We start from the raw sequence: 14,920 nt of genomic DNA on the forward strand, positions 1-14,920 counted from the left end.
TGATTCCTTTTTAAAATTGAATATTTACATTAAATCCCCAGCTACGGGTTGCCGGAAGTCCGAATTGTTCCAGGCCCTGTGCATTCCCGCTCGTATAACTCGATTCCGGGTCTACCAAAGGCACTTTACTATATAGTGTCCAGAGATTTCTTCCTACCAGCGAGATCATTACATTCGAGAAACCGGCATTTCTGATCAGTTTTTTAGGGAGTGAATATCCAACGGATATTTCGCGCAGCTTTACAAACGAAGCATCGTATACAAACTCCTCCGTAATGTTATTTGCCAGATGCATATAATAATCCATCGCCGGTACTGCTTTGTCGTTGACAGAACCGTCCCTTTTTACGCCTTTTCCGACAACTCCGCCTTCGCGTCCATCCAAAGTCATTTTACTTGTTCCCAGATAACAGGTCATATTGTTTGTCCCGGAGAAAACACTTCCACCGAATTTACCATCGATCAAAACGTTCAGATTGAAATCACGATAGTTGAACCGGTTGCTGAATCCCAGAGTATACGGATGAATACTTTCGCCCAGTTTCTTTATCTCTCCCCGCTGTGGAAGCCCTGCCGAATCATAAATGATATTGTTGTTCTCGTCTCTCTGATACGAGTATCCTTTTATTATACCGTAAGGTTCACCGACCTCCTGATAGATGAATGCCGGACTTCCCTGGTCTCCGGCTGCACCTGCCCGGGCAGTGGCCATGATGAAGCTGTTCACATTATCCGTAATCTTCTTTATTTCACTCTTATTGTATGAGAAATTGAAAGAACTGTTCCACTCGAAATTTTTGGTTCTGACGGGTGTTCCTGTAAGCAACAGTTCGATACCCTGGTTATTGATCTTTCCGGCATTGATCAATACATTATTATATCCGGAACCGGAAGATATTTGCGCCGTGACAATATCGTCACTGGTGTTTCGTATATAATAAGTCAGATCGAGTCCCAGACGATTTTCAAAGAAACGAACATCGACTCCTGCCTCATAAGCCGTAGAAGTCAGTGGTTTCAGATCCAGATTCGGAATGGTAGATGTATTGATCGAACCTGTTGGATACCCATTAATCGCTTCGCCATAACTATAAGTTAAAGCCAGATTATAGGGCGAAACCGCCCCACCCGACTGCGCCCACGATCCTCTCGCTTTCAGAAACGAAAACCAGGATGGAAGAGTTACCATTTCGCTTACGATAAGTCCTGCTCCTACGGATGGATAAAAAATATTATTCGGTGTCGATTTATCCCGTAACGATAAAGCAGAAAACCAGTCGTTCCTTCCCGACAAAGTAAGAAAAAGCAAGTTTTTATAAGAAACCTCTGCCTGCCCCATAATGGAATTGATATAGTTTTCCCACCTGTTTTTCCCTCCGCTCGTGACTTCGGTATTGCCGATTACATTGAAATTGGGTTGGATAAAGCGTGAGCCGTAAGCACTGACTGTTTCGCTCCAGGCAATCATGCTGTTCCATCCGGCAAAAGCACTTACTGTCCATGCTTCAGAAAAACGATTGGTATATCCAAGGATAGCTTCCGCATTAAATTCTCCGTTATAGGTGGAACTGGCACTGATATTTCCCTCTTTCAGGTAGCCTGTCCCCATTGGAGTAGTGCTCTCCGCACGGCGATAGATCATATCTCCCCCTGCTTTTCCCCGTATATACCAGTTGTCGGTGATATTATACTGAAGCTGCAAAGAACCGAGCATCCTGTCTTTAGCATCCTGTTGGGCCCTCTTATTGGCAATAAAATAAGGATTTGCGAAATATACATACATATCGGATAGTAGCAGTTCATCTCCGTTCTCTTTTACGGCCGGTGATAAACTACGAATATCTATATTGGGAGGTAATGTCCAGAGCAATACATTTCCGTTACTGGAATAATCATTTACATTTTGTCTGTTCTTTACCCGTTCGCGCATATACATCACGCTAGCTTGAAGGGTAATACGTTTGGTTATATCCGTTGTAAGATTTAAAGAGACGTTATTGCGGTTCAGTTTGGAATTCGGGAAAAGATCATGATAACGCTGGTCACCCACAGAAAGACGATATTGTGTAGATTCCGAACCGCCGGAAAGCGATAGATTGTTATTCAACGACCAGGCATTGTCGTAAAAGTTAGAGAAATTCTTTTTGCCGACTGCCGAATAAGGGCGTGCCACACCATCAAACTGAAGGACATCCGAACCGTCGAGCTTGGTTCCCCAACTCGCCGGACCGCTCAGCAATGCCATTTCCTGGCTGTTGGGAGCTACTCCTGAAATACCCTGCCCGTATTCATACTGGAAATCACTGGTATTTACGATCGGCTTGTCCAGAGTGAACGAACTGTTCAACTCTACTTTCACTTTGCCCTTCTGCCCTTTTTTCGTAGTAATGACAATAGCCCCGTTTGCCGCTCTCGAACCGTATAAAGCGGCTGCAGTCCCACCTTTCAGCACGGTCATGCTCTCGATATCATCACTACTGATAGAAGAGATACCGTCGCCGTTATCTGTTCCGCCCCACAAGCCGGGTTGTCCATAGTCACTGTTGTCGAGCGGTATGCCATCGACAACATAAAGCGGTTGGTTCGATCCGAAAGATCCGTTTCCACGTATAGTGATCCTGCTCGACCCCATAGCACCTGTTGCAGGCTTTACAACATTGACTCCGGCTACTTTTCCGGCAAGTCCGGCAGCCAGATTCGAATCCTTCACCCGGAAAGCATCATCTTTCAGCTCGGTGACCGAATAGGCCAATGCCTTCTTTTCCCTCTTAATACCTAAAGCCGTAACCACGACTTCATCGACCATCTGCGTATTTTCTTTCAATACAATACGCATCGGTTCGGCGGTCGCTTTAACCTCGACGGTTTCATATCCGATAAAAGAGAACTGGATAACGGCATCTATGGGTGTCTGGAGCGTAAATCCGCCATCCATATCCGTAATAGTTCCGGTCGAACTGTTCCTGATACTGACACTGGCTCCGATAACAGGTTCTTGTTGTTCATCAACTACCTGCCCCGAAATAGTGAGGTGTTGTGCCTTTGCATATAAAGAAAACAACAGCAATAAAAATATCATGTATACATGATTCCAATAATGCCTCTTCATAATTTATTGTTTAAGATTTGAGGCAAATATATGGCAAAATGTATACTACGATATTTTAAAACCGGCGAAAGGGGTAAATGCAACTTATTTGGTATGAATGGTCAAAAAAACCGGGCAGGCACCATTCTACCCCGTTTATCCCATAAACCATTTAGCCTTCTGGCCGAACAACCGGTACATTAACCAGGTAAATCCCCAGGAGACTGAAAATATCAATATCGCCATAATAGGCACCTGCAAAGGAATGGGCAGATCAAACAGCCCGATCAGCAAAAAGGCTGGTCCGACCCAGAAATAGTGTACAATATAAATACCGAAGCCATATTTGGTCACATTTGCCAGCAACCGGATCACAGCCGGATGATGAACACGGACCTTCTGTAACAGGAGGAATACAGCAATCGTCATTATGGCGACATTCGGGCTACAAAAAGTAAAAAATAACTCCATATCCGTTTCCGTCGCCGTCGGATTCGCCGCAGCGGCACTGAAGCCACTATAAGTAATGGCATAGCCTACAGCAAACAGCGTCATACAAATTACCAACGTTTTTCCTATACTCCAGTCATTTCCCTGCTTCAAATAATGTCCCAACAACAGATAACCGTTAAATCCGGCGAAATAATAAAATAATCCGAATTGATTCCATGTCGCTTCACCATACAAATAATGGCTTATGTAAGCAGACATATAAGGCAGGAAGAGAGAAATGAACCATATTCCCAGAAAAACCTGCTCGGTAGAACGTTTAGCCTTCTCTACCCAGGCGGAGAAGAAAGGCATATACAGGTACAGGCCTATTAACAGATAAATATACCACATGTGGTTTTCCTTGAAACTGAAATTAAAAGGGATCATCGCCACATCTTTCAAGGCATCCGACAAGGCTTGCGACTCATTCCCCTGTACATAACAGAAGAAATCGCCGATGATCTCCTTAGGCAAACCCAATACTCCGGTAAACCACGGGAACATATTATACAATACGGACCATATCAGGAAAGGGAAAAGAACCCGGAATATCCTCTTCTTATAAAATACTCCCAAAGACTGTTCACGGACAGGCAGCAATAAAAGTCCCGTCATCATGACAAAGATAGGGACGGACGGGCGGAACAAAGAACCATACACAGATGCCCAGAATTTATATTCCGGAATAGCACCGAGAGTCGGTGATATATAAAACGGATCGATACAATGTACTCCGATAACCATCAACATGGCTACCGTACGAACAACATCAAGCCATACGATATGGGTCTGTTTGCCGATCGGATTACTCACAGGAAATGTCGCAGATGAAATTTTTGTTTTACACATGATCTAATAGAACGAAATAATAATTTAAAATCAGGAAGGCAAAAGTATGCAATTCGATAGAACTAAAATTTGCTTTATAGCAAAATGGCGCAAATCACTCGATGATGATTTGCGCCATTTTGCTGTTTTTCCGCTTTTCTATCAGCAGACCTTAAATAATGTTATCTAACCAACTGCAATTCCTTGATCAGACGCGGGCATTTACCCCATTTGTCGATCATATACAGGACATAGCGGATATCCACTGCGATACAACGTTGCAGATCCGGTTCGAAGGCGATATCGCCACTCATAGCCTCCCAGTTACCGTCGAAAGCAAGACCGATCAGACGGGCATTCTTATCGAATACAGGGCTCCCCGAGTTTCCGCCGGTAATATCGTTGTTCGTTAAGAAACAAAGCTGTAGCTGTCCGTTCTCATTGGCATACTGGCCAAAGTCTTTACTGCGGATCAGATCCAGAATTTCCGGTTGAACCCAGAACTCGTCATCTTCCGGATTTTCTTTTTCAAGAATACCTTTTTCAGTTGAATAATAATCATACCAGGCAGCATCATACGGACGGTAACCGCCGATAGAACCGTAGCTCAAACGCATGGTAAAGTTGGCATCCGAAGAAAGAGGCTTTTCCGGATACATCTCTTTCAGACCGGCAAAATACAAACGTTCGCCTTTAGCTATTTCGAAATGAGCATCACCCATAAACTGCTGTAATTCAAACAACGAGATCAAAGTAGACAAGCTCAGTTCAGCTGCCGGATCTTTTTTCAGCTTCGCATACAATTTAGGATCCTTCAGCATCTTTTCGATCTTGTCGTATGACAATAAAGAAGTCTTTTTAAAGACATCCGCCGCATATTTGGTATAATCGCCTTTATACTTTTTATCTACCTTCTGATAGATATCCGGCAGATACTGGGCGGGAACACGTTCTTTTACCACCTTCATCATAGCAGCCAGCACTTTCTGGTCGAGTGTCGCATCGTAATCCTTAAAGAACGGCTGTATCTTATCCTGCAGGATGGTGTCTATCTCTTCCGGAGTAGAACCGTTTATATCCACACCCTGAACCATACGCGCCAGACGAACTATTTCAGTACCGCTCACGAATGCTTCGGACAGGTAAGTAGAAACTTTTCTATACTCATCTGTGGATGTATAGCCTTTTTCCAGTAATTGCAACACTTCACCATACTTGGCTTTGCGTTCCGGCGTCTGATCGACCCAGGCTGCAAAAGCGGCTTCTTCTTCCTTTTTACGTTCTATCACGTTCAGGTTAGCCAGACCACGGTTCATACCGATGGAATTTTTCCAGTAGTTGGAACTGCCTGCATATTTGGAAGCATATTTGATACGGACTTCATCGCTTGCCTGCATCGCCTCTTTCCAGATAGCCTGTTTAACGCCACGTACTTCGATACGGGGTTTATTGCTGTCTTCAATACGCTGTTTCACGCCCCATGAACACAAATAACGGTCTGTGCTACCCGGGAAACCGATCGTCATCGCATAGTCTTTATCCCGATAGCCCTGCAGGGATACTTCTGCTACATATTTAGGGCTGTAAGGCTTGTTGTCTTTGCTGTATTCCGCCGGTTTGTTATCGGCTCCGGCATATACGCGGAATACGGAAAAGTCACCCGTATGACGCGGCCACATCCAGTTGTCCGTGTCGCCACCGAACTTTCCGACAGAACTGGGCGGAGCAAATACCATACGGACATCGTTGAATACATCGTAAACAACCAGGAAATACTTGTTATTATTATAGAAAGGGATCACATCTGCTGCCTGGAATTCCGTATTACCGATGGAATCGCAGATAACCTGTCCGATAGAATCGGCAGCGGCCAAACGCAGGTATTCTTCCCCGATATTGGCGATTTCACCGTTGATACGGTCACTTACGTCGACTGTCTCACGCAGGTAACGTACACTCAAACCCGGAACAGGTAACTCTTCTTCCTTACTCTGGGATACAAAACCATCCTTCAGATAATCATGTTCAACGCTACTCAACTGCTGGATCGAACCGAAACCGCAATGGTGATTGGTAAAAACCAATCCTTCTTCCGATACGGTAATACCGGTACATCCGCCACCAAAAATCACAACAGCATTGGCCACACACGGGTCAGTTTCACTGTAGAGCTGCTTGTAGGACGGAACAAATCCGAGTTCCTTGATCCTCGCCAGATTCTGTTTGTTTAATTCCTTCAGAACCCACATACCTTCATCGGCATATACCTGGCCTGCAGCAATCAGAAGCAGTAAAACTGCCCACACCTTCTTCATAAAATTCATTCTCTTATTTATTCAATTAGTAATTTGATATTCTTTTCGTTTACGCGAGCCTCCAACCATTCACGGATCTTTTGTTGCTCTTTTTCATTGATACGCTCTTTACTTTTCAGGTAAACCAACATGACGGTATCCTGTTTCATACTGTCGGTAGTCATAATATAGGTATTTGAACAGGATGCCTCGAGAACTGCCGGGAACAATACTTTCATTTCCGGAATCAATTCGGATGTAATACGTGAAGCACTTTTATAACGATCGACCGTCCGTTTCAACGAATCGATCTGTATGGATTGCACACGGAGAACCTCTTCGCTATTCTTATACAAATCCTGCATCAGCATGCTCTTCAGCTGATTAATATCTGTAGCCTCCTGACCAAAACCTTGCTGGACAACCAGCGAAACGTCTTTCAATCCATATTTACGGAGTCTGCTCCGTGCTATTTCAATCATCGGATCCGGTATATTCTCTCCGATCAATACGACCTTCACCTCTTGCATTTCACTGGTATTCGTTACCGTCTTGCTCAATATCTGCGTATTCGGAAACGTCAGTTCTTCCGACACAAAATTGGCAACCCGGTCATTGAAGTAACTGGAACGGATCAGGTTATAACTCAGGAAAAGGCTGGGAACGATCGTGAAAAATACGATCACACCGACATAGCGCGTCACCACTTTCTCACGTTGCTTATCCAGAAAGACCTTTTTAGGATATTTCAAAACCCGGACAACCATGAAAGTAGCCAGACTGATAAATACCGTATTGATGAAATAAAGATAAAAAGCACCGAAGAAATAATACAGATTGCCACTCGCCAACCCGAAACCAGCCGTACAAAGCGGAGGCATCAAAGCCGTTGCAATAGCCACACCCGGAATTACATTTCCCTTACTTTTCGTCGAACTGGCAACGATTCCCGCCAATCCACCGAAGAATGCAATCAGAACATCATAGACGGTCGGTTGCGTACGCGCTAACAATTCACTTTGTGCTTCACTGATAGGCGAGATGAGAAAGAACAAGGTCGAAGTGATCACACTGAAGATAGTAGCCGTCAAAAAATTACGGAAAGAACGTTTGATCAGATCAAAATCATAGATCCCCAATCCGAGACCGAACCCCATAATAGGCCCCATCAGCGGAGAGATCAACATCGCACCGATAATCACCGCTGTAGAGTTTGTATTCAAACCCAATGAAGCGACAAATGTTGCAAAGATTAAAACCCAAAGATTAGTACCTTTAAATTCAATACCTTTCTTTATAGACTCAACCGTTTCAAGTTCATCTTCCTTCTCTTGGCGGACGTCAAAATTACGAACAAAGAAGTCTCGTATTTGCTTGTGTAACACTCCTTTTTCCATCCCACTAACTTGTATTGATAAATACTCCGACTAATAGCCTCACCTTAATCGTGCAAAGATAGAAATTGTATATCGAAATAAAAAATAAGAAGTGTGAACAAGAATAAGTTGTTTAAAATTAAAAGAATTGTTGATTTTCAATTAACTTTGCGAGAAAACAATAGAATCCGCAACAGGAATCCACCTAAATGTTCAAATAAATAATGAAACGCTGTTTAATTCTTATATATCTGTTCGGTTATGTTTTGTTTGCAGTAGCCAACAATCCCGCTACCAAAGAAGTCTTAAGTGCTGGCTTAAAATCAGCGACTTCCGGCAGGGAAAAGTTGGAGATACTGACAAACCTCATGGATATTTCCCGCCAGCAGGAGCAGGTCGATTATGCAAAAGAACTTTATAAAGAAGCCATTGCCGAAAATAACGATTATTATAAGGAAGCAGCCCTCACCGAAATCCTCCGTTTCTATGTCAACAACGATATCAAAGACAGTACCGATGTCTACATGGGCGAGGCGAAACGTGAACTGACAGGAAAAGCCCGCGATTTTCTGATCACTTATATGCAAACGATCATCGATGTACGGGTGGTATTTTATACGGAAGGAGAAGACAGGAAGAAACTGATAGAACAGTATCAGCTTAAACTGGAAACCGATAAAGACCTGTCGCCACTGGAGAAAATGTCCATCAATTACCTGTTAGGTATGGCTTACAGCAACCGTGTCGAACCGGGAAACGAAGAAAATCAGCATAACGATATCTGTGCACGCTTTAAAGAAGTAATCAGCCTGTCTGAAAATATACCGCTGCAATACTCGTATCTGTTCCGCCTGAATTCGTTCAATATCCTGACACTCTATTCGCTCGATCAGGCAGACCAGGCCAAATATGCTCTCCGCTATCTGAATATGCAAAAGGAATATGCAGAGACAAAAGAGATGAAGAAACGTCCTTATGTAACCAAACGGCATCTACTCAACGCCTATTCCAGCCTGGCTTGCTCCGCCAGAACATTCGGAAGAGATATGGCGACGTCCTATTACCAGCATTTTACGGAATTGAATATGAAGTATCCCGAAGATGCCGCTTTTTCTGCTGAATACGACCGTCTCTTCACTTCTCTCAATTATTACCGGACAACAGACAGGCTCCTGAAAGCCACGGAGTATTGCGATTCCGTCATGCATTATTTCCGCACGGCCGACTTTAAAATCGATTTATCCGATCACATCATATCGACACTGAAAGATAAAATAGATATGCTCGATAGCCTCCATCTTTATAAAGATGCTTACGAGGCTCAAAAGGAGTATACCGTATTGCTGGATTCCACGCGGCTCAAGAATATGAACGAAAAGCTGGAAGATCTGGAAATCAAAAAACGGGTAGATGAATTAGTCATCGAAAAGAAAGCATTGGAGGTCGATTTGCAAAAGAGCCGGAATCAGTTGTATATGTTCCTGTCTTTATTCATTCTGGCAGTCAGTTCAGCTATTTTTGTCGCTTTCCGTTTATGGAAGATCAACGCTTTATATATAAAACTACAGGAATCTAACCACCAGGTGATCCTTGCCAGTGAAAAAGCACAGGAAAGCGAACGTATGAAAAATGCCTTCATTAAAAACATGTGCCATGAAGTCCGTACACCTTTGAATGCGATCAACGGATTTGCCGACCTGATCACGGAAGAAGATATTACAGCCGAAGAAAAACAGGAATTCAGCAAGATTATTTTCGAGAATTGCAATCACATCACTTCCATGATGAACAGCGTACTCGAAATCGCCCAGCTGGATAGCAACAAAGAAGAGCTATCATTATCGCCGGTCAATATCCACCTGCTGTGCTCCTGCGAAATGGAACAATTGAAAAGGCTCAACGGGAAAGCGGATATCGAATACCGGATCGAAGGCGACCGGGAAAAAGACATCGCCTACACGAATGCGAACCATTTCAGCCTCATCCTGTCCCATCTGTTGAATAATGCGAACAAATTCACTAAAAAGGGGAATATTATCCTCTCTTACAAAGCAGAAGAGGAACAAAACCAAATGGTTATCCATATCACAGACACCGGTTGCGGTATCTCTTCCGACAAGCGTGAATGGATATTCGAACGGTTCACCAAAGCAGACGATTTCGTTCCGGGTTCCGGATTGGGCTTATACCTCTGCCGGCAGATAGCACACCGCATGAAAGGAAAGATTTACGTCGATCCGGATTATTCAGCCGGTTTACGCATTGTCCTGACACTTCCTCTCAAACCGGAATAAGCGACCGGGATTATTTCTTTTTAGCAAAATAACGCCCTACGTAAGGCAATTCCTGCAATGGTAAATCGCGTCTTATTACGATGCCGACAAACAGGCAAAGCAGCAAAGTACGGTATCCCAAACGCAAAAGTTCCGATTCGATCGTCGGCAACATGCCTGCCAGATAGAAAACGGCCGCTAAAACGGAGTAGATAACTGCAGATTTAAGATCGTATTGTATCGGGAATTTCTTCTGCCCGATAAGATATGAAAGAAGCATCATTATCAGATTGCTCGCAAAAGAAGCCCATGCACAAGCCATATATCCGTATACAGGAGCAAAGAATACAATGATCAGAATTGTAGCGGCACATCCGATCGTCGAGAAATAAGCTCCCCACCGTGTCTGATCGATCAATTTGTACCAGAATGAAAGATTAAAATAAATTCCGAAGAACAATTCACCCAACATAACGATAGGCACAACACGTAATCCGGGATAATAGGAAACAGGGACGATATGTTTAAATATATCGATATAAAACATCACAGCCAGAAAAATAAGCAGAGCGAATATAATAAAATACTTCATCGCCTCCGAATATGACTTTTTACTGTCATCATCCTTATTCTTTGCAAAAATAAATGGCTCGTAAGCATACCGAAACGCCTGTGTAAACATAACCAATACAACTGCTATTTTAAAACAGGCACCATATATTCCCAATTGGGTATTGGCCATCTCCTTATCTTCGAATAAGAAAGGAAATAATATTTTATCCGCTGTCTGATTAAAAATACCAGCAATTCCCAAAATCAGGATCGGAAAAGAATAAGCAAGCATCCGTTTGAGTAAAACGAAACTCGCTTTTTCCCGTAAACCCGGGATCATATCGGGAAACAACAGCACAAGTGTGACAAGAGACGTTATTACATTCGCAACAAAAATATATCCCACCTGATAATCCGGAATATAAAACCAATCAACCAATACAGGGGCATGAGTATAAAGCCATGGACAAGCTATCAGGAAGAAAAGTACTAAAACAATATTCAGAAAAATATTAAACAATTTGATAGAAGCAAAGCGAACCGCTTTTCCCTGATACCGGAGAAAAGCAAACGGTATGCAACAAAAAGCATCGACTGCCACAATCCCCGACATCATTCCGACAAATTCCGGATTCGCACCATACCCCAAAGAATTACTGATCGGAGTCAACGCACTGAATATCAAAACAACAAACAGCACAGAAGTAAAAGCGATACTGAATAATGTAGTAGCGTAAACCCGCATTGGAAGCGTAATTTCTTTCTTATTCATAAAACGGAAAAATCCCGTTTCCATTCCATAAGTAAGAATAACCATCAGCAATGCTGTCCAAGCATACAAATTGGTTACGATTCCATAATCACTTTCCGTTGCCAGCACACGCGTATACATCGGCACGAGCATCCAATTCAGGAATTTCCCTACAATACTACTAACACCATAAATCGCAGTCTCTCCTGCGAGCCGCTTCATTCCTCCAGCCATAATCCATATTTATTTATAAAACAAGCCCTAATCTATCGAATAATTCTTCCTCATTCGAAAAAATTTCTGGCCCTTTCAATATTCAATACATAAAAATAAGCCAACTACTTAAAATCAAGCCATTTATTAAACCACTTTATACAAGAAAAAAGCTGAGAATCCATTTTTCTGGCCCTTTTCTGGCCCTTTTCTGGCCCTTTCAAATTATTATCTTTTTGAAGACGGAGTTTTCTTTATCATTTCATTTAACCCGATATTCATCGCTTTCTGCAGAATCTTAACATTCTCCTCATATGCCGGACTAAGTATGTAATAAGCTCCCTTAGCTTTACCCTCGGCTTTTAACAATCTACGTTCCAACAATTTATCCACTATTTTACGGGTCTGTTTTCTTGTTAGTCTCCCTTCAAACAAACAAACTATATCTCCCATCTTTATCTTTCCATATTTTTCCAAATAAGATCTGACAACGTTAAACGCCTGATCCTCATCCCAATCTGTAAGCTTTACATATTCAGCCTGCTGGTCAGTAAACACGTAATATTCTTTGGATAAAAGATAGTAAATACCACTTGTACGTCCTTTCTTCTCTATAAGTTTTCGCTGGAGTAACGATTGTACGGACTGAGTATCCAGTCTTTTTTTATCGACTCCACGCCTTATTTGTTCAAGTGTTACAATTTCAAAAACCGAGAGTTTCTTATCATCAGACAAAGTAGATTGAACAGATTCAATAAATAAAGCAAAAGCTTGATCTTCAACAACAGATGAAATACTTAAATAAACATTGAAATAATCTGTTTTTGAATAATCAGGAATCGTTTTCCCTTCAGCAAGTGTATTATAAAATATTTTATCGATACCTTGTCCCGATCGTTCGACAATCCCTGTTTTTTGTAATACTTCTGCTAATAAACGATTTCTAGGTGTACTCGGCACTGTCAATAAATTATCAATGGTTACCCCTAGTGGAAAGCTCCCCGGATTAACAATATCCAACCGTTTAGGATATTGTTTTATTATAATTTCTCCATTTCTCCTATAATCACGATGAGCTATCGCATTATTTACAGATTCACGAATAACTTCTTCATTGAAAAAAGGAATATTAAAAATGTAGGCACCTTCCTGAATTGGTACACTTCCATTTCTCAAATCGATTATTTGCCATAGTTCATCGATCAAAAGGAAAAAAGCTTTACGAAAAGAATAACGATTATCAAAATGAATTTGTGACTCTGTATTACGATACTCCAACATAATGGCGCATTGAGGTAAATAGTTTTTAATAGCCTCTTCCTTCCCCAATAAGATAAGAGCTGCATTTGTTAACTTTCCATCTCTCAATAGCTCCAAATCAACCAAAATTTGCCGATCAGAAAGTGTACGAAATCGAGAATTCTTCTGTTTCAACGCATATTTCTCCTTCATTACCTCCAAAGCCTTCAAATCCAAATCTGAGAAAGTAAGTTTTTCACATATTTGTTGAGAGAAATCCGGTTCCTGTTCTTGCAAAATTTTTAAAAGGACCTCATCCGACATCGGTTTAAGTTCTTCTCCGACACGCATTAACGTGACATCTTCAAACTTAAAAACTCTCCCGGCCGGTCTCGCAGGGACATCTATGACCAAAACTCGCTTACCTTCCTCATGACGTTCGTACACTGTCGTACGAATAGATGTATCACGATAAATTTTTGCTTCCAAATCTCCCAGTTCACCCTCGCACTGTTTAGTCCCGATTACCTTATGCGGGTATTTATCATGCATTCCTATCACTAAGGACCCGCCTCCTTCATTACATAAAGCCGTGACATAGCCTAAAATACAACGCCGCCGTTCTGAAGGTATTGTTCTACTACCGCCATTATAAGCAATATTTCCCCCTTCACCCTTTTTAAACTCAACGTGATCTTCAGACTCTTTTAATTGTTTCAGTTGCTCTATTGTAAACATGACTCAGTCAAATAAAAACCCTTGTTCTTCGCCCCTTTTACGTCCCAGGTGGGTATAAGCCAGTTCCGTTACTTCACGGCCCCGCGGTGTACGTTTGATAAATCCTTCTTTGATCAGGAAAGGTTCATATACTTCTTCCAGTGTTCCGGGATCTTCGCCTAAAGCCGTAGCGATAGTGGTCAGGCCGACCGGACCTCCGTTGAATTTATCTATAATTGTTGTCAGTAACTTATTATCGATCTGATCCAGGCCATAACGGTCGATATTTAATGCCTCCAACGCATAACAGGATATAGCCTTGTCTATTTCGCCGGAACCTTTCACCTGTGCAAAGTCACGTACACGGCGTAACAACGCATTGGCAATACGGGGAGTACCACGACTGCGTGAAGCGATCTCACGCGCTGCGCTCAGTTCACATTTCACATTCAGGATATCTGCACTACGAAGTATGATCTTCGTCAATGTCTCCATCTCATAATATTCCAGGTGCATATTGATCCCGAAACGGGCACGCAACGGACTGGTCAGCAAACCGCTACGGGTGGTTGCACCGACCAGCGTAAAAGGAGCCAGGTCTATCTGGATAGAACGGGCGCTCGGCCCTTTATCAATCATAATATCGATCCGGTAATCCTCCATAGCCGAATACAGATATTCTTCCACGATCGGACTCAGACGGTGAATCTCATCTATAAAAAGGACATCATCCTTTTCCAGTGAGGTCAGCACACCTGCCAAATCGCCGGGTTTATCCAACACCGGACCGGAAGTCACTTTAAAACCGACTCCCAGCTCATTGGCTATAATATTCGACAACGTAGTTTTACCAAGTCCGGGAGGGCCATGCAGCAACACATGATCCAATGCTTCTTTGCGCATACGGGCCGCCATCACAAAAATCTTCAGGTTCTCGACCACCTTGGCCTGTCCGCTGAAATCGTGAAAAGAAAGTGGCCGGAGTGCATTTTCGTACTCCCGTTCACTTTCCGGCACACGTGTATCTCTTATATCAAAATCGTCTTCCATATCTTTGCTCATTGCCTTGCAAAGATAATAAATATATTTGCTTTACA

8 protein-coding genes are annotated in these 14,920 nt (G+C 42.6%); 1 reads left to right on the forward strand and 7 read right to left on the reverse strand.

Annotation, left to right across the window (positions count from 1 at the left end; translation table 11 throughout):
• Positions 1 to 10: 10 nt before the first annotated feature.
• The 4 genes from DWW23_RS12240 to DWW23_RS12255 form a co-directional block, all read right to left on the reverse strand.
• Entirely contained in the window at positions 11 to 3,109 is a 3,099-nt protein-coding gene (locus DWW23_RS12240; protein ID WP_233564323.1) for a SusC/RagA family TonB-linked outer membrane protein, read from the reverse strand.
• A 135-nt stretch (positions 3,110 to 3,244) separates the two neighbouring features.
• On the reverse strand, positions 3,245 to 4,429 hold the full coding sequence (locus tag DWW23_RS12245; protein WP_122353562.1) for an acyltransferase: 1,185 nt from the start codon (positions 4,427 to 4,429) through the stop codon (positions 3,245 to 3,247).
• A 161-nt stretch (positions 4,430 to 4,590) separates the two neighbouring features.
• Positions 4,591 to 6,723: a S46 family peptidase gene (locus DWW23_RS12250; protein ID WP_370449260.1), complete on the reverse strand. Its 2,133-nt coding sequence runs from the start codon at positions 6,721 to 6,723 to the stop codon at positions 4,591 to 4,593.
• A gap of 17 nt (positions 6,724 to 6,740) precedes the next feature.
• The gene (locus tag DWW23_RS12255) at positions 6,741 to 8,099 is read right to left on the reverse strand and encodes a TIGR00341 family protein (protein WP_122353564.1); all 1,359 of its coding nucleotides are present in this window, start codon (positions 8,097 to 8,099) and stop codon (positions 6,741 to 6,743) included.
• A gap of 203 nt (positions 8,100 to 8,302) precedes the next feature.
• On the opposite strand from DWW23_RS12255, the gene DWW23_RS12260 reads away from it, so the two are divergent.
• Positions 8,303 to 10,372 (forward strand): sensor histidine kinase KdpD, encoded by a 2,070-nt coding sequence (locus DWW23_RS12260; protein WP_187576537.1) that lies wholly within the window; start codon positions 8,303 to 8,305, stop codon positions 10,370 to 10,372.
• A 10-nt stretch (positions 10,373 to 10,382) separates the two neighbouring features.
• On the opposite strand, the gene DWW23_RS12265 is transcribed toward DWW23_RS12260, so the two are convergent.
• The 3 genes from DWW23_RS12265 to ruvB all read right to left on the reverse strand — a co-directional run bounded on the left by DWW23_RS12265 (position 10,383) and on the right by ruvB (position 14,873).
• Positions 10,383 to 11,888: a lipopolysaccharide biosynthesis protein gene (locus tag DWW23_RS12265; protein ID WP_122353565.1), complete on the reverse strand. Its 1,506-nt coding sequence runs from the start codon at positions 11,886 to 11,888 to the stop codon at positions 10,383 to 10,385.
• 207 nt (positions 11,889 to 12,095) lie between these two features.
• Positions 12,096 to 13,844: an ATP-binding protein gene (locus tag DWW23_RS12270; protein WP_122353566.1), complete on the reverse strand. Its 1,749-nt coding sequence runs from the start codon at positions 13,842 to 13,844 to the stop codon at positions 12,096 to 12,098.
• A 3-nt stretch (positions 13,845 to 13,847) separates the two neighbouring features.
• Positions 13,848 to 14,873 (reverse strand): Holliday junction branch migration DNA helicase RuvB, encoded by a 1,026-nt coding sequence (gene ruvB / locus DWW23_RS12275; protein WP_122353595.1) that lies wholly within the window; start codon positions 14,871 to 14,873, stop codon positions 13,848 to 13,850.
• Positions 14,874 to 14,920: the final 47 nt, after the last annotated feature.

The sequence above is a fragment of the Parabacteroides sp. AF14-59 genome, assembly GCF_003479515.1.
GTDB lineage: Bacteria > Bacteroidota > Bacteroidia > Bacteroidales > Tannerellaceae > Parabacteroides > Parabacteroides faecis.

Bases quoted from the DNA above. Each gene is read 5' to 3' on its own strand.
- DWW23_RS12240 (WP_233564323.1), bottom strand. From the start codon at position 3,109: ATGAAGAGGCATTATTGGAATCATGTATACATGATATTTTTATTGCTG.
- DWW23_RS12245 (WP_122353562.1), bottom strand. From the start codon at position 4,429: ATGTGTAAAACAAAAATTTCATCTGCGACATTTCCTGTGAGTAATCCG.
- DWW23_RS12250 (WP_370449260.1), bottom strand. From the start codon at position 6,723: ATGAAGAAGGTGTGGGCAGTTTTACTGCTTCTGATTGCTGCAGGCCAG.
- DWW23_RS12255 (WP_122353564.1), bottom strand. From the start codon at position 8,099: ATGGAAAAAGGAGTGTTACACAAGCAAATACGAGACTTCTTTGTTCGT.
- DWW23_RS12260 (WP_187576537.1), top strand. From the start codon at position 8,303: ATGAAACGCTGTTTAATTCTTATATATCTGTTCGGTTATGTTTTGTTT.
- DWW23_RS12265 (WP_122353565.1), bottom strand. From the start codon at position 11,888: ATGGCTGGAGGAATGAAGCGGCTCGCAGGAGAGACTGCGATTTATGGT.
- DWW23_RS12270 (WP_122353566.1), bottom strand. From the start codon at position 13,844: ATGTTTACAATAGAGCAACTGAAACAATTAAAAGAGTCTGAAGATCAC.
- ruvB (WP_122353595.1), bottom strand. From the start codon at position 14,873: ATGGAAGACGATTTTGATATAAGAGATACACGTGTGCCGGAAAGTGAA.